We start from the raw sequence: 22,905 nt of genomic DNA, 5'->3' as shown, positions 1-22,905 counted from the left end.
ATGGAACATATAGAACTGAACGATGAGATGCGTGAGCGCATCATCGGGAATATTGGCGCAAGGCAGAAGCGGAAGCGCATCAATACGGCAGTAAAAATGATATCGGCTTTGGCGGCTTGCATGGTGATAGCTGTGGGTGCGGCGGCTTTGCTCAACAGGGATAAACTTCCGCAGACCCCCGATGACAGTTCACCTAATGTGGCTAAGAGTGCCGAAAGCGAGATAATAACAGGTTCGGCAGATTCGGGAGACGAACAGAAAGCGGGCGGTTATGATGTACAGAAATATGGCGGCACGCAGGATCTTTCCGATGCTTTCGGAGTAGAGCTTCACGATATCACAGACCTGCCCTTTGAGGTGACAGAGCAGAGCTATGAGGTAATGTTCGGGGAATTTGCGGAGATAAATTATAATGGTGCAAATGGTGAAAACTGCTGTATCCGTGCAGGTAAGGACACGGAAGATATCTCGGGCGACTACAACGAATACAGTACGGTAAAGGATACAGATATTGACGGCGTTACGGTCACTTTCAAGGGAGATGATAAACGGTTCGATCTCGCTGTTTGGATAAAGGACGGGCATTTCTACTCGGTATCTTTGAGTGACGGAACAGATGAGCAGAAAATGACGGAAATAGTACGAAGTGTGATGGGATGAACTGATGAGCGGGTATTCGGCGGAGAAGACGGGAATGAGTGAGAGTTCGGAAAGTATTTGACTTGTGGTGAAATAGAGTCAATTTCTTCTGCCGATAACACAACTGTCAAAGACAAGAAAGCCTGCACATATCTTACTATAGAATTATATTATATGATTTCAGTTATGACCTGATAGTCTTACCGCGGTAAGTGTATTCGGATAATATTCTATCCTCAGTGTACCGTCATGTACTCCCAAAAGTGCCCAATAGTGTTCTGAAGATATTTCTATCTCTTCGCCTGTAGCAAGTAGGATATAATAACTGTTTACTTTAAAATTGCTTTCTCTGAAAACATCGAATGACGAACCGGGTACTTCTATTACTATATGTTCGGCAGAAAAATCTTTAAAACATGGAACCGATATTACTGCTGCAACAGCATAAACTGAGATCCACACAAGAATATGTAATATTGTATTCTTAATCAGTTTTTCTTTGAACTCCAGCAGCAATCTGATAACTAATATTCCTCCTAAATGCGATACAAAAATATTGTGCACTATTTTACGCCACAGACCTGCAGTTCCTTCGGGTGATAGCACAGTCATTATAATAAGGCTGACTATAAATACTACAATAAAATAAACAACAGAATAAAATTCTTTGGAATTATTTTTCATACGCTTAATATCTCCTTTACGATCCTTGAATATTATTATCGGAACAGCTATATCTCTTTTTATCTCACTGTCAACAAATCAAAATTTTGTTAATTAATTATAACAAGCTTAGATCGATTTGTCAATACTAAATTTCTATCGAAAGCACAGCCTATTGTAATCCTACACAATATACTCATCTATAAATTATTATGATGTTGACATCTCTTTGGAATGATGTTATAATGAACAAAACTGACGGGGGTGAATTTATGAATATCATACATATGAAATATGCTGTCGAGGTGGCGAGGATAGGCTCGATAAACAAGGCGGCAGAGGAACTGCTGATAGCACAGCCAAACCTCAGCAGAAGCATAAAAGAGCTTGAAGCAGATCTGGGAATTACCATATTTTCAAGAACTTCCAAGGGTATGAACCTTACTTCCGAGGGCGAAGAGTTTATCGGATATGCACGCAAGATACTTGACCAGATAGACGATGTTGAGCGTATGTACCGTCAGGGCGTGCCGAAAAAACAGAAATTTTCTATCTCTGTTCCCAGGGCCGGTTATATCTCGGAAGCCTTTGCTGAATTTTCACGAACGATCACAGGTGATTCGGCAGAGCTTTCCTATTATGAAACCAATGCTCACCGCGCTATAGATAATATCTTTACTTTAAAATACAAACTTGGTATAATCAGGTATGCCTCCGTATATGATAAGTATTTTAAACGCTTTCTTGAGGAAAAAGGTCTTGAATATGAACTCATAGCTGAGTTTTCGAATATGCTTGTAGCGAGCAGAGAGAGCAGTATAGCATCGCTTGATGAAGTGCATTTCGATAATCTCACGAATATGATCGAGATAGCCCATGCTGACCCTTATGTGCCGTCGCTGCCGCTTTCAAACGTTAAAAAGGAAGAGCTGCTTGACAGCATTGGCAGGAGAATATTCCTGTTCGAGAGGGGGAGCCAGTTCGATCTTTTATCTTTGAATCACGAGACTTATATGTGGGTGTCGCCTCTTCCTGACAGGATACTGGATATTTATGGTCTTGTGCAGAAAAAATGCATAGACAACAAGCGCCTGTACAAAGATGTTTTGATATATCGTAAAGGATATAACCTTACCGAACTTGACCACAGGTTCATAACAGCGCTAATCAAATCGAAGAGGGCTTATTTCACTAAAGATAGCTAAAATGACGTAAATACGAGTTTTAACACAGTTTTCTGTAAATTGGAAACTGTGTTTTTTTATTTGGTTGCGGTTATATCGATAAAGATAATATCGATATACTTTTTTGGTTATTCCGTTCAAATTAAAAAGATGTTATAATTGAATTATCGGAGGTGAGATAGTGAAAGGACCGATATTCTCCAAAGCAACGCTTGGCAGACTGCCTGTATATCTGGATTATCTGAGGACAGGCGACCATGGCGAGAACATCTCTGCGGCTGAGATATCAAGGGCATTAGGGCTTGGTGATGTTCAGGTGAGAAAAGACCTTAACGCAGTCAGCGGTACAGGCAGACCAAAGGTAGGCTACAAGACCACTGAACTTATCGCGGCACTTGAAGCTGTTCTCGGCAGAAAAGCGGCGACCCCTGTTGTTATTGTCGGTGCGGGAAAACTTGGCAAAGCACTGCTTGATTTCGAGGGGTTTGAAGAATACGGGATAAAGATCTCTGCGGCGTTTGATGTTGATAAAAGCCTGATGTGCGACAGGATACTCTCTATTGATACTTTTACCAACTACTGTCGGCTATATGATATCCATGCTGGAATAATCACAGTGCCTGCCGCCTGTGCGAAAGAAGTCTGCGAGATCATGATAAAGAGCGGGATAACTGCGATATGGAATTTTGCACAGATCGAGCTGGATGTCCCGGAGAATATAACGGTTTGTCAGGAGAATCTGGCGCTTTCACTGGCACATCTTACCATGAAACTCAGAAAATGATATGGAGGAAATTTCAATGGCAAAGAAAGAATACGAGATCGTTGACGGTGTTGAAAAGCTGGAAGCCGCCCTTGAAAGAGTAAGGGCAGCACAGAGAAAAATGGCAACATTTACTCAGGAGCAGGTAGACAGGATATTCTTAGCTGCTGCCACCGCAGCAAACCGCGCAAGAATAGATCTTGCTGAGCAGGCTGTTGCAGAAACGGGTATGGGTATCGTTGAGGACAAGGTCATCAAGAATCACTATGCCAGCGAATACATATACAACAAGTACCGAGATACCAAGACATGCGGTGTTCTTGAAGAGGATAAATCAGCAGGCATAAAGAAGATAGCAGAGCCTATCGGCGTTATCGGTGCGGTAATCCCTACTACCAATCCTACTTCCACTGCGATATTCAAGTCTCTTATCGCGCTGAAAACCAGAAACGGTATCATCATCAGCCCTCACCCACGCGCAAAGGAGAGCACCATAGCAGCAGCAAAGGTTGTACTTGAAGCAGCTGTCGAAGCGGGCGCCCCAGAGGATATCATTGCATGGATAGACATACCCAGTCTTGAAATGACAAATATGCTGATGAAAGAGGTAGATATCATACTCGCTACCGGCGGTCCCGGAATGGTACACGCTGCATATTCCAGCGGTAAGCCTGCACTGGGCGTAGGTGCGGGAAATACTCCTGCTATCATTGATGAAAGTGCAGATATATTGCTTGCTGTAAACTCAATAATCCATTCCAAGACTTTCGATAACGGCATGATATGCGCTTCCGAGCAGAGCGTTATTGTACTTGACAGCATATACGATGCAGTAAAGACAGAGTTCGCTGCAAGGGGCTGTTACTTCCTCAAACCCGATGAACTGAACAAGGTAAGAAAGACCATCATCATAAACGGTGCGCTCAATGCGAAGATAGTTGGACAGTCTGCCGCTAAGATAGCTGAACTTGCAGGCGTGACAGTCCCCGAAGGTTCAAAGATACTTATAGGTGAAGTTGAGAGCGTTGATATCTCCGAGGAGTTCGCCCATGAGAAACTCTCTCCGGTACTTGCTATGTATAAGGCTTCCGATATTCAGGATGCTTTCGGCAAGGCAGAACATCTTATTGCTGACGGCGGATACGGACACACTGCTTCCATATATCTTGATGCGGTAAGGGAACAGGAAAAGCTTTCCGAGTTCGGTGAAAGAATGAAGACCTGCCGAATTCTTGTGAATACACCATCTTCTCAGGGCGGTATCGGTGACCTTTATAACTTCAAACTTGCGCCATCTCTTACCCTCGGCTGCGGTTCATGGGGTGGAAACTCGGTAAGTGAGAATGTAGGAGTAAAGCATCTGCTCAATATAAAAACAGTTGCCGAAAGGAGAGAGAATATGCTTTGGTTCAGAGCGCCCGAGAAGGTATATTTCAAGAAAGGCTGCCTGCCTGTTGCACTTGATGAACTGAAAAATGTGATGGGCAAGAAGAAAGCATTCATCGTTACTGACAGTTTCCTCTTCAAGAACGGATTCACTAAGCCTGTAACAGATAAGCTTGACGAAATGGGTATAGTACACGAGACATTCTCCGATGTAGCTCCCGACCCGACACTTGCCTGTGCTGTGGAGGGCGTAAAGGCTATCAGAAGTTTTGAGCCTGATGTGATCATTGCTATCGGCGGCGGTTCTGCTATGGATGCTGCTAAGATAATGTGGGTAATGTATGAGCATCCCGAAGCTGACTTCATGGATATGGCGATGCGTTTTGTTGATATCAGAAAAAGAATATACACATTCCCGAAAATGGGTGAAAAGGCATATTTCATATGCGTTCCTACTTCCTCGGGTACAGGTTCTGAGGTAACACCTTTTGCTGTTATCACCGATGACAAGACAGGTCACAAGTATCCTCTTGCAGATTACGAACTTATGCCAAATATGGCAATAGTTGATACCGATATGATGATGAGTGCTCCAAAGGGACTTACCGCTGCATCCGGTCTGGACTGCATGGTACACGATCTTGAAGCACTGGTATCAGTAATGGCTACACCGTTTACTGATGGTATCGCTCTCGAATCTCTGAAAATGACCTTTGATAATCTGCCCGAATGTGTTGAGAACGGTCAGACAGCTGTAAGGGCAAGAGAAAATATGGCTCATGCGGCTACTATGGCAGGTATGGCTTTCGCTAATGCTTTCCTGGGTATCGGTCACTCTCTCGCACATAAGCTGGGTGCATATCACCACCTGCCTCACGGTATATGCTGTGCGTTGGTGATTAGCGAAGTTATAAGATTCAATGCTTCTGATGTTCCTGTTAAGATGGGCACTTTCCCCCAGTACGAATATCCTCAGGCTGCCGCTAAGTATGCTAGGATAGCAAGATATCTCGGCGTACAGGGCAGCAGCGACAATGAACTTGTCGAAGGTCTTATTGCAAAGATAGAAGAACTCAAAGAAGCTGTGGGCTGCAAGAAGACTATCGCTGAGTACGGTATCTCCGAGGAAGACTTCCTCGCTACTCTTGATAAGATGTCAAGAGATGCATTTGATGATCAGTGTACAGGTGCTAATCCCAGATATCCTCTCATCAGCGAGCTGAAGCAGATATATATGAACGTATACTACGGCAGGACTTTCACTGAGACTGAGAAGCCCGATGCTAGCCAGATAGACAGTGCTGAAAGCAGCAAGGATTTCAAGCAGGCATTCAACCGTGCAGTAAGCAGCGGCAAAAAAAGAGTATAAACGGAGGAACGGTATATGAATCTGGATCGTGTAATAGCTGTCAGAAATACCAAGACGGTGTATCGTGACGGTGATAAGTGTATAAAAGTATTCAATGATACTTACAAGAAGTCTGAGGTGCTCAACGAGGCACTGAATCAATCCATGGTTGAAGAAACAGGCATAAATATGCCACGCCTGAAAGAGGTTCTTATGATAGACGGCAAATGGTCTATCGTTTCTGAATATATAAACGGCAAGACCCTTGCACAGATGATGGAAGAAGAACCCGAAAAGAAGAGAGAGTACATCGAAAAGCTGGTAGATATCCAGCTTGATATACACTCCAGAACCTGTCCCATGCTGAGAAAGCTGAAAGACAAGATGAACAGCAAGATAAGTCAGACTGACCTCAATGCAACAACAAGATATGATCTTCATACACGCCTTGAAGGTATGCCCAAGCACTACAAGCTCTGCCACGGTGACTTCAATCCCTCAAATGTAATAATTACTGAGGACGGAACTCCCTATATCATCGACTGGGCACACGCTACACAGGGCAATGCTTCTGCTGATGCAGCAAGAACGTATCTCTGCTTCTGGCTGGACGGAGATATTGAGGGCGCAGATATGTATCTCGATATATTCTGCGAGAAGAGCAATACCGCCAAGCAGTACGTTCAGAAGTGGATGCCTATCGTTGCGGCTTCGCAGTCGGTAAAGGGCAATGCCAAAGAGCGTGAGTTCCTGCTTTCGTGGGTAGATGTTGTAGACTATATGTAATATGTGAGGTGCTAGATATGAAGGTAACTGTATGTATTGGTTCTTCCTGCCATCTGAAAGGCTCGCGTCAGGTTGTCGAGCAGCTTCAGTATCTTATCGCAGAAGAAAACTTAGGTGACAAGATAAAGCTTGGCGGAACATTCTGCATGGGCAAATGTCAGCAGGGTGTATGTGTAACTGTTGATGATGTGTTCTACTCGGTAACTCCCGAAACGGTCGGAGAGTTCTTCGAGAAAGAGATCAAGCAGAAGGTATAGTAACCATGATCATTCAGATATGTGTCGGCTCATCATGTCATCTGAAAGGTTCGGAGAATATGATCGAGCTGCTGAAACAGGCGATAGCGACTCATGATCTTGAAAACGAAATTACACTTGCCGGCAGTTTCTGTGCCGGCAGATGTAATCGCGTGGGTGTGACTGTCACTGTAGACGATGAAGTATACACAGGTGTGACCCCCGAGGGGTTCTCCGAGTTTTTTCAGAAAGCTGTAATGAGCCGTATAGGAAAGTGAGTTGTCATCTATGAGCAGCTGTTTAACATTAAAAAAATCAAATTGTAAAAACTGCTATAAATGCATCAGACACTGCCCTGTCAAGTCTATAAGATTTTCGGGCAACCAGGCGCACATCATCGAACAGGAGTGCATATTGTGCGGTCAGTGCGTAGTAGTCTGTCCCCAGGATGCAAAGCAGATAGTTGATGAATCTGAAAAGGTAAGGGTACTTTTACAAAGCGGTTCTCCTGTAGTTGTGAGCCTTGCACCGTCATTCATTGCAAATTATCACGGGGCGGGCATAGAACAGATGCGTGATGCACTTAAAAAACTTGGTTTTTATGATGTTGAAGAAACAGCTGTAGGCGCGACCCATGTAAAGCGTGAATATGAGCGGATACTAAAAGAAGAAAACAGGGACGTTGTGATATCGTCCTGCTGCCATTCGGTAAACCTGCTGATACAGAAGTACTTCCCCGATCTTCTGCCCATGCTTGCTGACGTTATATCTCCGATGCAGGCGCACTGTGCAGATATCAAAAGGCGTATCCCCGATGCAAAGACTGTCTTCATAGGTCCGTGTGTTTCCAAAAAGGACGAAGCCCAGCATTATGGCGATACAGTCGATGCTGTGCTCACCTTTGAGGAACTTTCAGTCTGGCTGAAAGAAGAGAATATCGAGATAGAACGCAGTTTTTCTGCCGATGAACACAGCCGTGCAAGATTTTTCCCGACAGCGGGTGGTATACTCAAAACCATGGATTGCGATTTGCCTGATTACACATATATCGCGATAGACGGCATTGAAAAGTGCATATCCGTTCTGCGTGAGCTTGAAAAGGGAAGTATACATAAATGCTTCATTGAGATGTCAGCCTGCAACGGAAGCTGTATAGGCGGCCCTGTTATGGAGAATGCTCGGTATACTCCTATTGAAGACCAGATGCTGATAGCAGGATATGCAGGCTCAAAGGATTATGAAGTTGAACAGCCTGATATACTGTACATGAAAAAGCAATTCTCCTTGATAGATCTCGGGCATGCACAGCCAACTGAATCGGAGATACGTCAGATACTGGCGCAGATGGGCAAGTTCGATACTTCCGATGAACTCAACTGCGGTTCCTGTGGATACAATACCTGCCGTGAGAAAGCGATAGCGATATATCAGGGCAAAGCAGATATATCCATGTGCCTGCCTTTCCTGAAAGACAAGGCAGAGAGTTTCTCGGATACCATAGTCAGGAATATTCCCAACGGTATCATAGTGCTTAACGATTCACTGGAGGTACAGCAGATAAACTCCGCTGCTATGGAGATGATGAATATACGTTACGCATCCGATGTTCTGGGAGATCAGGTGGTGCGGATACTCGACCCGAAGGTATTTATGGAAGTAAAGCGGACAGGCAAAGGTGTATATAACGAAAGGATATTCCTGACCGAATACCAGAGATATGCCGAGCGCACCATCGTGCTTGACCGCGAGAGCAAAATGCTCATATGTATCATGCGTGATGTTACCGATGAGGAGAACGCACGCAGTAAAAAGGAAGAGATAAGCCGCAATACTATTGAAGTGGCTGATAAGGTTATTGATAAGCAGATGAGGATAGTTCAGGAGATAGCGTCGCTTCTCGGAGAAACTACTGCTGAAACGAAGATAGCGCTATCAAAACTCAAGGAGTCGATACAGGATGAATAACTTGTGTGCGGATATCGGATTCAAAAGCATAAATCATGTAGGTGAACAGCTGTGCGGAGATCATATCGATATCGTTGAGAATGATGATTCCACAGTTATAGTTCTTGCAGATGGTCTTGGAAGCGGGGTGAAGGCTAGCATACTTTCCACCCTGACATCGAAAATAATCTCCACCATGCTTGCGGCGGGGCTTCCCCTTGAAGACTGCGTTTCGACTATCGCGGGCACACTGCCGATATGTTCGGTGAGGGGAGTTGCATACTCTACTTTCACGATAATCCACATCATAAATAATGAAACTGCTGTGCTTATACAGTATGATAATCCTCTGAGCATACTTATACGCAATGAAAAGGTGTACGACTATCCCAAGACGGAGATGAACATTGGCGGCAAGAAGATATACCGCTCTGAGATAAGGTTACAGGAGAATGATCTTATCATATCCATGAGCGACGGCTGTCCTCATGCAGGCATAGGTATGGCATATAATTTCGGATGGAAGCGAGAAGATATCGCGTCTTTTATGGAAATGCTGGCACCTGTGGGGTATACAGCAAAAACTCTATCAACTATACTTGTGGATGAGTGCGACAATCTATACGGACATGAGCCGGGTGATGATACTACTGCCTGCGTTGTCCGTATACGCCGCCGCGTTCCGATGAATATACTTTTTGGTCCTCCATCAAATAAAGACGATTGTGACAGGATGATGAGTCTGTTTTTCTCGAAAGAGGGCAAGCATATAATCTGCGGTGGAACGACCTCGACCATAGCTTCCCGGTGGCTGAAAAAACCGCTGGTGGCAAGTCTTAGCTTTGAACACAGCGACGTACCGCCCATTGCGACTATCGAGGGTGTTGACCTTGTGACCGAGGGTGTTATCACAGTCAACCGCGTGCTTGAATATGCAAAGGATCATATCGGCGAAAATCTGTTATACGAAAAATGGAGCCACGGCAGGGACGGAGCGTCTCTTATCAGCAGGATGCTTTTTGAGGAAGCTACCGATATTAATTTCTATGTTGGCAGGGCTATAAATCCTGCGCATCAGAATCCCGATCTGCCGATAAATTTCAACATCAAGATGAACCTTGTGCAGGAACTCTCAAAGGCTCTGGGCAAGATGGGAAAACGCATCAAGGTTAGCTATTTTTAAGGGTGTGAACAGATAAATGAAAAACAAGAGAGTATTTGATACCAAGGTACAATATCTGAAATATAAGGTCCTGCGAGAGGTCGCAAGAGAGGCGTGGGATGATAAGCTGCTTGAAGATCTTCTGGATATCCCGAAGAAAATAGTATCAGGCAAGACTCCTACCATGCGCTGCTGTGTTTATAAAGAAAGAGCCATAATCGCCGAGCGTGTAAAGATGGCTATGGGCGGCGATAAGGAAAATCCCAATGTCATCGAAGTTATTGATATAGCCTGCGACGAATGTCCTGCGGCAGGATATGAGGTCACGGATTCATGCCGCGGCTGTCTTGCCCACCGTTGCGAGGATGTATGTCCCAGAGGGGCTATCTCCTTTGATCACAACCATGTGGCACATATCGACAAAAGCAAGTGTATAGAATGCGGCAGATGTTCCAAAGTCTGTCCCTATTCGGCGATAACCAACCGTGTGCGTCCTTGTCAGAATGCCTGTAAGATCAAGGCGATAAGCATAAATGAAGACAGCGTTGCAGCCATCGATAACAAGAAATGTATATCATGCGGTGCCTGTGTATACCAGTGTCCATTCGGAGCTATAACCGATAAATCCTTTATACTCGATGTTATCGACATGATAAAGAAAAACAGCCGCGATAAGAAGTCGAAACTTTATGCGGTAGTTGCGCCCTCGATATCCAGCCAGTTCACATACGCGAAGCTGGGACAGGTGGTATCAGGGCTGAAAAAGCTCGGATTCCATGCGGTAGTAGAAGCTGCACTTGGCGCTGATATGGTAGCATATTCCGAATCAAGAGAACTGGTAGAAAAAGGCTTTCTGACCAGTTCCTGCTGTCCTGCGTTTGTGGCATATGTTAAGTCTGCTTTTCCTGAACTTACAGAGCATATATCGCACAATGCATCACCGATGGCTGCGATTGCGAAATATATTAAGGAGATAGAGCCGTCTGCAAAGGTGGTATTCATAGGTCCGTGTACCGCTAAAAAAGCAGAAGCTCAGCTGAAGAATGTCAGAGCCTATGTTGATTCAGTGCTGACTTTTGAAGAACTCCAGGCACTTTTTGACAGCCGCGATCTTGACATTACACAGCTTGAAGAAGAAGCACTTGACAATGCTTCCTACTTCGGAAGAATTTTTGCACGCAGCGGCGGTCTATCTGATGCGGTCGCAGAGGCGATCAAGGAACAGGGGATAGAGGACTTTGAACTCCTGCCATGTTCCTGTGACGGCATCGAGGAATGCCGCGCGGCACTGATGAAGAAAAAACGCGGTGTGCTCAATGAGAATTTTATCGAAGGTATGGCTTGCATCGGAGGCTGTATTGGCGGCGCGGGCTGTCTTACTCACGGAGAGAAGAACAAAGCTCAGGTTGATGCTTACGGCAGAGAAGCTCTGGAAAAGACGATCTCTGATGCTATCTCGGTGCTTAAAATGTGACTTATTGTTTTTGCATAACTGATATATAATGAGAAAAGACATCTCGTTTATACTGAACGGTGATGCCTTTTTTCTTTGTATTAATTAGTGATATTTCTATAAGGATAAGATAAATTACAACGCACTAAGAAAAATGTACCCGCCCAACAACGTTACATCTTTACTTCATTTCAGACTGTTCAAAATTATGTTATCTAAATAAAAGCACTTCTGATATGGCTGAAATATCCTTGTTAAATTTATCTAACGCCGATAAACATAGAGCCGATTGTCTAACTTTTTGCGGTCAGTTCAAGACCGGCATTATGGTATTATTTTTCTATCTTTATCTTGTTAATAATTTTTTATATCAGATCTAGTGGTCATAATGCTCTGCACCTTTCAGATACACCAAACAGGACAATCGGTAGGACAGATAGTACACAACAAGGTTTATCAAAATCATCACAGAAAGCGTTATGTATTTAGAATCTATCAGACTCTTACCAAAATCAAATAATTTATCCATGCTATCTGAATACACAATGAGGAACATAACGAGAATAATAGCACCTATTGACATTATTATCGATTTTACGACACTGCCGATCTTTTTGCCGAATAAATAATAAAACGGAATATCTATCGCACGAAGGAATAGCTGCAGAATGCTCAGCGGAAGTGCGACACCCATGATCTTGTAAAAATCTATTTGCTCTGCATAAGAGAGATATTTGCGATAACCTGTATCAAAGATCAGCAGAGAAAGCAAAAACAGCGCGATCATACCAAATATCATTATATATTTGTTCCTCAGAAAACCCCTGTAACCATCAGCTGTTGATGATACCCAGTAACTCCACATTTTTCTGTCATCACCGTCAAGTACCATCACCTGCAATAAACCTGCTACAATAAATCCTATGATAAGTCCGATGATGCTTACCATAGCAGATCCTTCACCCTCCAGTATCAGCACAATGATAAAAGGTGCAAGGGCACAAAGTATCATGGAGAGAATGAACCGATAGTTCTGTTTCCATTCCTTATAGACAAGACCTTTCATTACATTTCCCTCCTTTCATGCAGACGCCACATCACAAGAAAATATGATCCAAGGGAGATCACAAAGGATGATACAGCAACGGCAGTTACCTTTCCTGAAGCAACAAATGATGCAAATATGTATGAGGTACTGCCAAATAAAGGATTACCAAATTGTACGGGTGAATACATACGTATGTTGCCTATCAATTTGCAAACTTTGAATATTATAATTACACCGCATACAAAAGCAGCAAGACTCATCAACTCCAGCTCTGCTCTGGTTTGGGCGAACCTGACGACAAAGCTGTATACAATATCAATGATCACAAAGAGCGTTGCGAAAAACAGGAATATATTCATTACATAACACATCAGATGAAGACCTGTATGGTTATCGGAAAAGGTGGCATATATCATTAAAATCGTACCATAGATCAGTATATAGATCAGCTTTATCAGAAGATCTGCTACTGCCTGCTGCATAGGTGTCGGAGGCAGGGCTCTTATATAGCGCTCCCAGCCGGTATTAGTATCCATTCTGTAAATGCCGTTATTTGCACCTGCAATCATACCGCAAAGCATCGCCAACATAAAAGAAAAAACACAGAACATAAACACATCATCTTTAATTTCAGTCGGGTCATCAAAAGACACTATAAACAACAATGAAAAGAAAGCATCCAATAACAGTATCAAAAATAAAAACAATCTGTCTCTGGTACGCTTTAACCTTAAACTTCTGTATATCAAAGAACGGTACATTCTCATCTTAACCACTCCTTATCATAACGATGAACATAGAACAGCATTATATCATCAATATTAGCAGGATCTATAATGCAGTCACTGTACTTGCTGAGAGCCTGCTCTTTATTATTCACCATTACCTCCGCGCCAAAGTTATTAGTACGGATGCTGACGATATCATCAGGATCTATCGTTGTCAGTTTATCGTAGCCGCACTTTATGATACCATGTCGCTCGATGATCTCGTCTTTGTAGCCTGTGAGTAGTATCCTGCCCTTATCTATGAATGTGACCATATCAGCTATCTTTTCAAGATCAGAAGTGATATGCGATGACATAAGGATAGAACGCTCACCGTCCTGAAGATATTCCATAAAAATGTGAAGTATCTCATCACGAACTACAGGATCAAGACCTGCTGTTGCTTCGTCCATTATGAGCAGTTCTGCATTATGTGACAGTGCACAGGCTATCTGCAGTTTCATTTTCATACCCTTGGAAAACTTTCCTATCTTCTTCTTGTAAGGCAGTTCAAAACGATTTAAATAATCTGAATATACATTATTGTTCCATTCGGGATACATACCCTCAAGTATTTTCGCTATATCCTTGGGTGTGAACATATCGTGAAATGGCAGATCGTCAAATACAACAGCGATACGCTTTTTGATCTCTGCTTCGTTCTGTACATGGTCAAGCCCCAGCAGACTTATCTCTCCGCTGTTTATCTTAGTGATATTCAGCATACTGCGTATATTAGTGGTCTTGCCTGCACCGTTCTGCCCTATAAAGCCCATGATGCAGCCTTTGGGAACTATAAAGCTGACATTTTCCAGACCAAAGTCCTTATAAGTCTTGTTTACGCCGCGTAACTCTATGGCGTTTTCATATTCATTCATTTTTATTCTCCTCCATTTACAAGGTCAAGAAGCTCGTGTAGCTCCTCCATCGTGATACCTGCCTTACGAGCTGTATCTCCTGCCTCCATAAGCAGTGATTCTACACGTTTGATCTGCTCCTCACGATATATCTCTAAATTCTGTGATTTTACAAAAGAGCCTCTGCCCGTATACGACTCGATAAAGCCGTCCCGTTCAAGTTCCTCGTAGGCTCGCTTTGTCGTCATGAAGCTGATACGAAGTTCCGTAGCGAGGAGCCGCATTGATGGCAACGCTTCACCCTCTCCCAGTTTCCCTTCAAGTATCAGCGTCTTGATCTGGTTCGCTATCTGCAAATAGATAGGTTCACCTGATGAGTTGCTGATGTTTATATTCATAATTCTTGTGCACTCCTTGTGGTCATATCACTTTGATGCACACTCCGGATTGTAGCATCAAAGTCTAAATTGTATAACTACTATGTATACAATTATATCAACTGTGTTACACTTTGTCAAGAGGTATTTGTAAAAAAAATTAAAAAGCAGATATTTGCTTTTGATGAAGCATATCTCAGCCTGTCAAAGGCAAGCGTATAATATCTCGCACGCAGATGAGCTTTTTTCTGCGAACAAGAAGATATATAAAGGTACGTGTCATTTTTATATTACTTTTATTGTGCGGAAAAGTTTCTTGTAAATAAATAACAAAGCACTATGCCGTTTTTCTTGCTAACTTATGCAACCCTACAAAGCGAAAATATTTTTCTTCAAAAAGCGTTACTTCTGTGCTAAAATCAGCATTAGTATATGAATGCATTCAACAACAAAAACAATAGTGAAAGGCGGTGAGGCACATGACCGATGAACAAAAAGATCTGGAATACGTGATGGAGAAATACGGACGAACGATCAACGGTCTAATAGCCTCGATGCTCGGCTCTCCATCAGAGCGTGATGACATCTTTCAGGAGGTATTCCTGCTATACTATACAAAGGAGCTTCATTTCGAGGACGAAGGTGCAAGACGGTCGTGGTTGATACGTACTGCGGTAAATCTTTGTCGGTCGGCTAACCGCTCGCCGTGGTTCAAATTACGAAACGGCGAGGAGTTCGACGCAGATACATTAATATCACCCGAAGAAAACAGCGGAGAAAGCGAACTCTGGCAGGCAGTGTGCAGGTTAAAAGAGAAATACCGCCTTCCGCTGTATCTCCATTACTTTGAGGAGATCCCGATAATGGATATCGCAAAGGTGATGAATCTGAGCGAAGGCGCAGTAAAAATGCGGCTGAAGCGTGCAAGAGAAAAACTTAAAGCTGTGCTTGAAAACAGCAGTAACAAAACAGAAACGGAGGCGGAAGCTAATGAAAGAAAACAAAAATATCTTATCGATCAAACAAAGGCTTGAACCCTCCTCCGAGCTGAAAAATCGCGTGATGGAGCGTGCAAAAAAGCTTGAAGCAGGTAGAAAGACCTTCGGCATTGAAAAGACAGCAACGGATAACATACATATACAAAAGGAGCAGATAAAAATGAATGCATACAATACTAATGAGACAGCAAAGGTAAAAAAACATTTCCCCATCTCCGTGATATCGGCAGCAGCTTGTGCGGCTGTAGTTATCGGTCTTGCAGCGGTGAATATGAACGATAAAAAGCCGAAGCTTCTCCCCACAACAGCTAAGGACAGCATCACCACAAAAGATCAGACCGTTACCGAGGATGATGAAAGCATCTCAGAAAACGCAATAAAAGTTACCGATAAGAGATACGGCACTTACTTTATTACAGATGAAGAGAGGATAGCGGCTATCGACGTACTTGTGGAAAAAGCCAAAAAGTGCCATGTCTGGGACGGAGAAGAAGTTCCGACAGATCGTACACTGGAATATGTCGTGAATGGAGAAAAGCGAACAGTAAGGATCAGTGAAGTTCAGCAGTGCCCTGCATATCTCGCAGATGCGCATTATTCTGACAGTGGGATGCACCCCGAATTTTGTTGTATCATCACCGTAGACGGTGCTTCATATGCTCTTTGTGAGTTCATCCCCGATGAACCTTACGCCGAACTCAGGCATATAACTGCCAAGGGTGGTTATATATTCTTCCAGAGAAACGATGACTATTATAAAGATCTTCCTGTATTTGCGGAATATGAAGACGAAACAACTGCCGAGAAGCTTTATGATATCATTGAAGATATCAGCAAAAACGGATCACTGAAATTTGAAACAGATGCTGCACAGCCCTGGCTCGAGTGCGAAGAATTGTCGTCCTTGGGTGATGCCAGTGCTTCGTGTTCCTTTGATCTGAATGGTAATAGTTATGATATTTACCTGTATATGGAGTCTGAACAGATCGTTATAATGGTGGACGACTGGAGCGGTAATACTCATTCTGTTCTGTATATAGATGCACAAAAATGGATATCCGAAACAAATGAAGTATTTGATTCTCTCAAAAATTTACCCGAAGTAGATTACCTGTCAGGAGAAGGAACGGAAGTATCCGACACTCAGGAAGATATTGAGGAAGAATACTTCGCTCAGGAGGAAAATACTGAAACATCAGATGATCAGAATGAAAAGGCAGGATTCTCCGAAACGTATGAGGAAAAAAGTCTTCTTCCGAGAAGACCAAACTGCCCGAACTCTTTGATCTGACAGAGGAACAGGCTGTTGCCGCCCTTAAAGAGGCGGGTCTGAACGCGATCATAGGATACCGTTTTGACAATTACTATGAAAAAGGCTATGTCAGCTCATATTACAATCCGAGTGAAGATCTGAGCGGTATAGTAGATAAGGGTACGTATGTCGCAGTTGATATCTCACTGGGAAAATATGACGGACCTAACGAAATGATAATACCCGAATTTGCAACAGGTTATTATCCCGGCAAGGACAGCAAGCTGGAAGTTCCTCTGCCCGATGGTCTTAGTGGTTCGTATACTTTTGAAATCTATTCCGCAAATGATGTAGAATACACCGAAACCGCAGATGCTTCAAAGGGTGCAAAAAGTGTTACCTTTGACATCTATGCCATCGACAAAGACAGAAGAGTCATCTATGCAAAGAATAATAATTCATCGGAAGAAAAACTGATACGCTATGCGACCTATGAGTTCGATTATGCCACCGAGAAGTGGACTCTTATCGGCGAACTCAACACCGATGAACTGATTTGATTTAAGTGAAAATTTTCCGTAACTAATAAACATGGGGCTGCTGCGTACAAACACGCAACGGCCCCATGTTTTTGATTGTGGCAAACAGCAGCCTTTTTCAACCTGGCTCTCCCGAGAGCTGGAGTGCTTCGCTTCTTCTTGGTATTATTTTACTACCAGATTTTTTTGCGTTTGTCGACTGCTATTTTAGTATAACGCTCCAAAGAACAAATGTTTGATTATAGCATAGTAAGTTCAATGCGGAATACACTTCCAGCTCCGACCTCCGACACAGCACTGCACATTCCGCCGTGCTGAATGACCGTCTGTTTCACGATGGCAAGACCCAGTCCCGAAACACCTTTACCGCCACGCTGTCGGCTGGTATAGTATTTATCCCATATCCGTTCAAGCTCATCTGTTGGAATTCCCTCACCGTGGTCGGCTATCTCGATGACTGCTTTGTTGTTTTCAGCTTTCAGAGTAACGCCTATCCACTTATCATCGCCAATATGACGCACTGCATTATCTATGAGATTATATACTGCTCTTGTAAGTCTTGATGAATTCCCGCGGACATGGATATTCTCTGCAACACTGTGTTCAAAGATATATCCGTCTTTTGAGAAAAGGCTCTCAAAGTTTTCCGTGACAGAATTTACAACTTCACTAAGATCGCAGTCGGTAAGGATATCTTCGGCCTCCTTCATCTGCAGTTCGGAATATTCAAGTATCTCACCCACAAGAGCGGTCAGTCTGTCTGCTTCTCTGACGATGACTGCAACGTCCTCGGCACACTGCTGTTCGTCCTCATGAGATATATCACGTATCATCTCGGCATAGCCTTTTATCATCGTAAGGGGAGTGCGCAGATCATGTGATACATTTGCAAGCAGTTCGTTCTGAAATTCCTTGTTCTGCTTCAGCTTGCCGTCTGTCTTGTCGAGAGTTTCGTTCAACTCGTCAAGCTCGAAGCAGAAACCTTTGTGAAATTCTGTATTATCTGAGTTTTCTCCCAATGTATGCGCTTTATCATTGAGTTGAGATATCGGGCGTGAAAAGCTCTTTGAAATGAATAATGCCAGTACAAAACCTACCGCTACGGAGAGAAATGTTACGATCAGGAGCTGTATGCGGATTATACGGGCGGCAGAGCCTACCGGATTAAGATTTGTTCCAAGGTAGAGTATCGCCTTATCACCGTTATAGTCTATGTACTTGCCATAGAAATACATCTGCTCGGTCTTTAATTCTGCTTCTCCGTTTTCCGAAGCGTAAAGGTCTTTGCGGAACTCATCAAAATTATCGGGAAGTTCTCTGTAATGAAATCGTCCATCCTTACGACCCTTCATCTGAGCGAAGCCGTCATTTTCATCAGCTCCATGGTGTCCCTTTTTATATTCATCGGCAGAATAAAGTATATTTCCGTCTGTATCAGTGACATATACCAGTAATGAATTGTCCCTTGATATTTCATCAAGCTTTTCGGTAATATCGCTGTCAAATGCGATTATCTTATTAGCTGCGGATATGGTGTTCCTGATTATCATACCATTGTAAAAGCTTTGCAGAAATACTGTCTGCAAAAGCCAGAGAACAGTAAAAATAACCGCGGTGAACAGCATGAAATATCCCAGCAGCTTTTTGCGGAATGTCCTGGCTTTATACTTCAAATTTATATCCCACCCCTCGAACCGTTTTAATGCAGTCACGGCAAGAACCGAGTTTACTTCTCAGCAATTTGATCTGCCAGTCAACTGTGCGGTCAACTCCGAAGCTGTCATATCCCCAAACTTCGTTGAGTATCTGATCGCGGGTGAGTACTATGCCGCGATTATTCACAAAAAACATTAGCAGAGCATATTCCTTAGCTGTCAGCTCATTTCTTGTTCCGTCAACTGTCACAGTAAGCCCGAAGGTATCTATCTCCATGCCGCCAACGTTTACGATACCGCTGTCATTTTCTGAAACATCGGTCTTGCTTCGATTTATCACAGCTTTGATACGCGCCATAAGTTCTCTGGGTGAGAAAGGCTTTGTAACATAATCGTCAACACCTACCTCAAAGCCGAACAGCTTATCAAACTCTGTTCCGCGTGCAGACAGCATGATGACCGGAATATCCTTGAACTCCTTTATTTTCTTACAGGCAGTAAAACCGTCGGTATCTGGCATCATGATATCCATAACTATAAGGTCGAAATCTTCTTTCCGACAGATATCTATAGCCTGACTGCCGTCCTCAGCAGTAACGACTTCATAGCCCTCACGTTCTGCATAACGGCTTATCAGTGTGATTATATCAGGCTCATCATCAACGATAAGTATTCTTGACACAGCGCACCTCCTGCAATAGTATTGTAATCATTATACACGAAAAATGCCCCTTTGTAAAGCTTCAAGGGAGCATTTTTCCGATATGTCAGCCACAGGCTCGGGATATTTAAATCGTGCTAAGCCTCAGCTATGGGTATCAGAAACCCCTGTGTTTTCCGCCGCCAATGCCGCCTCTCATCATGCTTTGTGGTATCTCTGAGACTTCCTGTCCGTTGACGATGATAGTTCCACCATTGAATTCAGCTGTTTTATCGTAATCGAAAGAGGACATCTGTGCGGTGACATTTATAGTTCCGCCGTTGACAAAGATAGAACCGTTTGAGTCGATAGCGTCAGTATCGCCCTGACCGACTGCCACATTAATATCTCCGCCGTTTATTACGATAGCTGCTTCATAACTGCCGGAATTTGCTGAAGCGTTGATACCGTCATCGCTGGCATCTATTGTGATATTGCCGTCATTGATAAGTATATATGTAGCTTCAAGTCCCTCAGCGGCTGTTATATTGAGATCTCCGCTGTCGATCTGCAGAAGTGCACTAGCCTGGATACCATCGCTGACAGCGTTTATTTCAAAAGTTCCTCCTGTGATAGTTATCGTACCTTCAAGTTCATCATTTTCACAGTGGATACCGTCCTTATTTGAGGTTATATTGAATTTTCCATCACTTATGGAGATAGAATCATTCGCTTCAAATGCATCAAGTGCCGAACTTACATTGTATGTTCCGCCTGTGATCTTCATTTCGTCCTTGCAGGTAATACCGTTTCCGTAATCAGAAGTAACATTCAGCGTACCCGTACCGTTGAGGACAAGATCTTCTTTCGAGAAGATAACTGCATCGGTATTGGTTTCACCGTCTGCTGTAAATTCGCCGCTGACTTTAAGTGTATTTTCGCTTTCCGTAGTGGTAACAAATACCTTATCTGCTGAAACAACGTATATTGCAGGAAAGTCGTTATTGGTAATGCTTACTCCATCGAGTACTAGCTGTACCTTTGCATTTTCGTCTGCATTGATATTGATGGTGCAGTTTTCAGCTGTACCGCTGATGACATATACACCTTCCTCTGTGATATCTATCGTCTTGTTATCGGCAACGGTAATGCTCTGCGACTCGCTTGTGTCTGCGGTCTGCTCAAGGTCACGCTCGGTGAAGATCTCATCAGATGATGTATTGTATGAAAGCTCTGCGATCTGTTCAGTGATGATCTCTTTTGATGTTTCAGCGTTTGTTTTGTCCGTAGATGTGATATTTCCACAGCCTGCCATAGAAGCAACGATAACAGCTGACAAGATGATCGATGTTAAATAAGTCTTTTTCATAAAAGCACTTCCTTTCGGTTATTGAAACTTGTTGTTTGTTTTTATGATCTAATGATACATGATCTCTATGAGAAGATAAAGGAGCGAAAGTGGAAAGTTGGGCTATTAATGTGGAATCATAGTCGTACTTTGTGATAGTATTGTGAAAAAAGTCCCGGCAGTCAATAACGACTGTCGGGAACACGATTCAAAAATATTCGGGGTCATTTATGCTTCGGTACTTTGTTCCGAAGACTTGCCTGTTTTCTTTGCGGGACGGCTTCTGGAACTGCCTTCCGCACCTGATCCGCTGTGTTTATGGCCTTTCATCAGTTTTACGCTTTCTAGTTCAGCATTTTCATTGTATCCAAGCTTAATTATATCGCCTTCACTGATGTCTGATAATGAAGCCTCTGCACCCTTTCTGCTGACGGTAATGTTATCAGTGACAGTTACTGTAACGGTATTGCCGTCTTCAGTAAAGCTGCCGCGATGTCCGCCTTTGCCTTTATGACCTTTGACTTTTGTTTTGCTGCTTTCGGTCTGCTGTTCATCTGTGGAAGAAGTTTCATCGGACTGCTTTTTCTTTTCCTTCACATCCGAAGTTTCGGAAGATTTTTCCGTTTTGGTGAAATCTCCGAGGGCAACTGTTATTTCGCTGCCATTCACCGCAGTTACCTTTCCGAACTTAACATCTGTGTTTTCCGACTTGCTGTTCTCCTGTGTAACAGCTGCAGCCGATCCTTTGCTTTGCTCTGCACTTACGCTGACAGCAGTCATGGTCGATGCCGCCATTACTAAAGCACAAATACAGGCAGCGGGTTTTGAAAATGATCTCATAGTGTTCACGTTCCTTTCTGTTTTGTGTCCGGAATTTGTTTCCGTAGCTATATAGTACAGCACAAATCTGAAAGGATAATAGAATCAATGTGGAATAGCAGACAGAGTTCGTGGAATTATTGTATGTTTTTGTGATGGATATGTGAAGCAATATTTTCGCTGACCCTGTTGTCGGGCGTAAACAGTACTACATCAGTGTCTGCTCGTTGATTATCAGATGAAATTCAAGATCAAGAAAGCCCGCAGCTTTGCGGCACAGCAGCATACGCTCCATGAATATCTCAAAGTATTCGCCTATCTCACCATATCTTGTATCGATATCGAGTTTCAGCTTTATGGCGGTATGATCCTGATTGATCTTCAGCTTGGAAGTCTTGACAGAATAGTTCACTCTGTCATGTATATCATAATTCCTTTTGTCATCATCCTGAACGCGGCTTCTTCTGACATCGGATTTATCAGCAAGGATAAGTGCCGCGGCGATCTTGCTTACGGGAACTCCACAGCCTTCATCGTGATTGCCGATAGCCTGTATTATTGGAGCGATATCCTCAGCGGGTATACCCATTTTATCCAGCAGACAGAAAGTCATCATAGCACCTGACTGACTATGATCCTCGCGGTTTATGACATTACCGAGATCATGCATCCACGCTGACGTCAACGCAAGATCTATTGTGTGATCGTCCAGCCCTAAGGTGTCAAGAATGTATCCCACACGATCGGCAACAACACCGATGTGCGCAAAGCTATGTTCGGTATACCCCATAGCCTGCAATGATTCATTTTGTGCCTTTATATACACACCGATATCGTGATCCTGTTTTATCCTGTTGAACAGCGGAAATCTCTCCGCATTTTCCTGAACATTATTTATCCACACAGCTTAAAATCAACTCCTCTGAAAGCAATTATTTTGTAAGATCATTCTGAATGATCTCTCGGCTATTGTTATTATACTATTTTATGCGGGCATTGTCAATCGGCAGACATTGTTCGGTGTAAAGCTCACTTTGCTTC

23 protein-coding genes are annotated in these 22,905 nt (G+C 43.3%); 13 read left to right on the top strand and 10 right to left on the bottom strand.

Annotated elements, in window-relative coordinates; genetic code table 11:
- Nucleotides 1-660 carry a hypothetical protein gene (locus N773_RS0109960; protein ID WP_196231627.1) on the top strand — a complete coding sequence of 220 codons (660 nt, stop codon included), beginning with the start codon at nucleotides 1-3 and terminating at the stop codon, nucleotides 658-660.
- 159 nt (nucleotides 661-819) lie between these two features.
- On the opposite strand, the gene N773_RS0109955 is transcribed toward N773_RS0109960, so the two are convergent.
- A complete protein-coding gene (locus N773_RS0109955; protein ID WP_024857649.1) occupies nucleotides 820-1,323 on the bottom strand; it encodes a hypothetical protein in 504 nt (167 codons plus the stop codon).
- A 251-nt stretch (nucleotides 1,324-1,574) separates the two neighbouring features.
- On the opposite strand from N773_RS0109955, the gene N773_RS0109950 reads away from it, so the two are divergent.
- The 9 genes from N773_RS0109950 to N773_RS0109910 all read left to right on the top strand — a co-directional run bounded on the left by N773_RS0109950 (nucleotide 1,575) and on the right by N773_RS0109910 (nucleotide 11,585).
- A complete protein-coding gene (locus N773_RS0109950) occupies nucleotides 1,575-2,507 on the top strand; it encodes a LysR family transcriptional regulator (RefSeq protein ID WP_013483405.1) in 933 nt (310 codons plus the stop codon).
- A gap of 160 nt (nucleotides 2,508-2,667) precedes the next feature.
- Complete coding sequence (locus N773_RS0109945) at nucleotides 2,668-3,270, top strand: redox-sensing transcriptional repressor Rex (RefSeq protein WP_024857648.1); 603 nt, start codon at nucleotides 2,668-2,670, stop codon at nucleotides 3,268-3,270.
- Between the two features lie 16 nt (nucleotides 3,271-3,286).
- Nucleotides 3,287-6,004 (top strand): bifunctional acetaldehyde-CoA/alcohol dehydrogenase, encoded by a 2,718-nt coding sequence (adhE, locus tag N773_RS0109940; protein WP_024857647.1) that lies wholly within the window; start codon nucleotides 3,287-3,289, stop codon nucleotides 6,002-6,004.
- A 15-nt stretch (nucleotides 6,005-6,019) separates the two neighbouring features.
- Entirely contained in the window at nucleotides 6,020-6,769 is a 750-nt protein-coding gene (locus N773_RS0109935) for a phosphotransferase family protein (protein WP_013483408.1), read from the top strand.
- A gap of 17 nt (nucleotides 6,770-6,786) precedes the next feature.
- A complete protein-coding gene (locus tag N773_RS0109930) occupies nucleotides 6,787-7,026 on the top strand; it encodes a (2Fe-2S) ferredoxin domain-containing protein (protein ID WP_024857646.1) in 240 nt (79 codons plus the stop codon).
- Between the two features lie 5 nt (nucleotides 7,027-7,031).
- Nucleotides 7,032-7,283 (top strand): (2Fe-2S) ferredoxin domain-containing protein, encoded by a 252-nt coding sequence (locus N773_RS0109925; protein WP_024857645.1) that lies wholly within the window; start codon nucleotides 7,032-7,034, stop codon nucleotides 7,281-7,283.
- Between the two features lie 10 nt (nucleotides 7,284-7,293).
- Entirely contained in the window at nucleotides 7,294-8,970 is a 1,677-nt protein-coding gene (locus tag N773_RS0109920; RefSeq protein WP_024857644.1) for a [Fe-Fe] hydrogenase large subunit C-terminal domain-containing protein, read from the top strand.
- Nucleotides 8,963-10,132 (top strand): SpoIIE family protein phosphatase, encoded by a 1,170-nt coding sequence (locus N773_RS0109915; RefSeq protein WP_024857643.1) that lies wholly within the window; start codon nucleotides 8,963-8,965, stop codon nucleotides 10,130-10,132. Before N773_RS0109920 ends, N773_RS0109915 begins: the two co-directional genes overlap by 8 nt.
- Nucleotides 10,133-10,148: 16 nt before the next feature.
- On the top strand, nucleotides 10,149-11,585 hold the full coding sequence (locus N773_RS0109910; protein WP_024857642.1) for a 4Fe-4S dicluster domain-containing protein: 1,437 nt from the start codon (nucleotides 10,149-10,151) through the stop codon (nucleotides 11,583-11,585).
- Nucleotides 11,586-11,940: 355 nt separating this feature from the next.
- Here the strand turns inward: N773_RS0109910 and N773_RS0109905 are convergent, their stop codons facing one another.
- The 4 genes from N773_RS0109905 to N773_RS0109890 are packed head-to-tail and all read right to left on the bottom strand — an operon-like array spanning nucleotide 11,941 to nucleotide 14,634.
- Nucleotides 11,941-12,630 (bottom strand): ABC-2 transporter permease, encoded by a 690-nt coding sequence (locus tag N773_RS0109905; protein WP_024857641.1) that lies wholly within the window; start codon nucleotides 12,628-12,630, stop codon nucleotides 11,941-11,943.
- Nucleotides 12,630-13,379 (bottom strand): hypothetical protein, encoded by a 750-nt coding sequence (locus tag N773_RS0109900; RefSeq protein WP_024857640.1) that lies wholly within the window; start codon nucleotides 13,377-13,379, stop codon nucleotides 12,630-12,632. The genes N773_RS0109905 and N773_RS0109900 overlap by 1 nt, the downstream gene beginning before the upstream one ends.
- Nucleotides 13,376-14,257: an ABC transporter ATP-binding protein gene (locus N773_RS0109895; protein ID WP_024857639.1), complete on the bottom strand. Its 882-nt coding sequence runs from the start codon at nucleotides 14,255-14,257 to the stop codon at nucleotides 13,376-13,378. The genes N773_RS0109900 and N773_RS0109895 overlap by 4 nt, the downstream gene beginning before the upstream one ends.
- A 2-nt stretch (nucleotides 14,258-14,259) precedes the next feature.
- Nucleotides 14,260-14,634 (bottom strand): GntR family transcriptional regulator, encoded by a 375-nt coding sequence (locus N773_RS0109890; protein ID WP_024857638.1) that lies wholly within the window; start codon nucleotides 14,632-14,634, stop codon nucleotides 14,260-14,262.
- Nucleotides 14,635-15,092: 458 nt separating this feature from the next.
- Here N773_RS0109890 and N773_RS20100 point away from each other — a divergent pair, with 458 nt between their 5' ends.
- The 3 genes from N773_RS20100 (at nucleotide 15,093) to N773_RS0109875 (ending at nucleotide 17,423) form a co-directional block, all read left to right on the top strand.
- Nucleotides 15,093-15,647, top strand: coding sequence for an RNA polymerase sigma factor (locus tag N773_RS20100; RefSeq protein ID WP_024857637.1), 555 nt, complete (start codon nucleotides 15,093-15,095; stop codon nucleotides 15,645-15,647).
- Nucleotides 15,604-16,902, top strand: coding sequence for a hypothetical protein (locus N773_RS0109880; protein WP_024857636.1), 1,299 nt, complete (start codon nucleotides 15,604-15,606; stop codon nucleotides 16,900-16,902). The genes N773_RS20100 and N773_RS0109880 overlap by 44 nt, the downstream gene beginning before the upstream one ends.
- A gap of 194 nt (nucleotides 16,903-17,096) precedes the next feature.
- Nucleotides 17,097-17,423, top strand: coding sequence for a hypothetical protein (locus tag N773_RS0109875; RefSeq protein WP_024857635.1), 327 nt, complete (start codon nucleotides 17,097-17,099; stop codon nucleotides 17,421-17,423).
- Between the two features lie 218 nt (nucleotides 17,424-17,641).
- Here N773_RS0109875 and N773_RS0109870 read toward each other — a convergent pair whose 3' ends face one another.
- The 5 genes from N773_RS0109870 to N773_RS0109850 form a co-directional block, all read right to left on the bottom strand.
- Nucleotides 17,642-19,075 (bottom strand): sensor histidine kinase, encoded by a 1,434-nt coding sequence (locus N773_RS0109870; protein WP_024857634.1) that lies wholly within the window; start codon nucleotides 19,073-19,075, stop codon nucleotides 17,642-17,644.
- The gene (locus tag N773_RS0109865; RefSeq protein ID WP_024857633.1) at nucleotides 19,065-19,739 is read right to left on the bottom strand and encodes a response regulator transcription factor; all 675 of its coding nucleotides are present in this window, start codon (nucleotides 19,737-19,739) and stop codon (nucleotides 19,065-19,067) included. The genes N773_RS0109870 and N773_RS0109865 overlap by 11 nt, the downstream gene beginning before the upstream one ends.
- A gap of 136 nt (nucleotides 19,740-19,875) precedes the next feature.
- The gene (locus N773_RS0109860) at nucleotides 19,876-21,066 is read right to left on the bottom strand and encodes a carbohydrate-binding domain-containing protein (RefSeq protein ID WP_024857632.1); all 1,191 of its coding nucleotides are present in this window, start codon (nucleotides 21,064-21,066) and stop codon (nucleotides 19,876-19,878) included.
- Between the two features lie 207 nt (nucleotides 21,067-21,273).
- Nucleotides 21,274-21,885 (bottom strand): hypothetical protein, encoded by a 612-nt coding sequence (locus tag N773_RS0109855; protein ID WP_155250877.1) that lies wholly within the window; start codon nucleotides 21,883-21,885, stop codon nucleotides 21,274-21,276.
- 187 nt (nucleotides 21,886-22,072) lie between these two features.
- A complete protein-coding gene (locus tag N773_RS0109850; RefSeq protein ID WP_024857630.1) occupies nucleotides 22,073-22,768 on the bottom strand; it encodes a hypothetical protein in 696 nt (231 codons plus the stop codon).
- Between the last annotated feature and the right edge of the window lie 137 nt (nucleotides 22,769-22,905).

Source organism: Ruminococcus albus AD2013, from assembly GCF_000526775.1.
GTDB lineage: Bacteria > Bacillota > Clostridia > Oscillospirales > Ruminococcaceae > Hominimerdicola > Hominimerdicola alba_A.
This window is presented reverse-complemented; position numbering and strand designations above follow the sequence as displayed.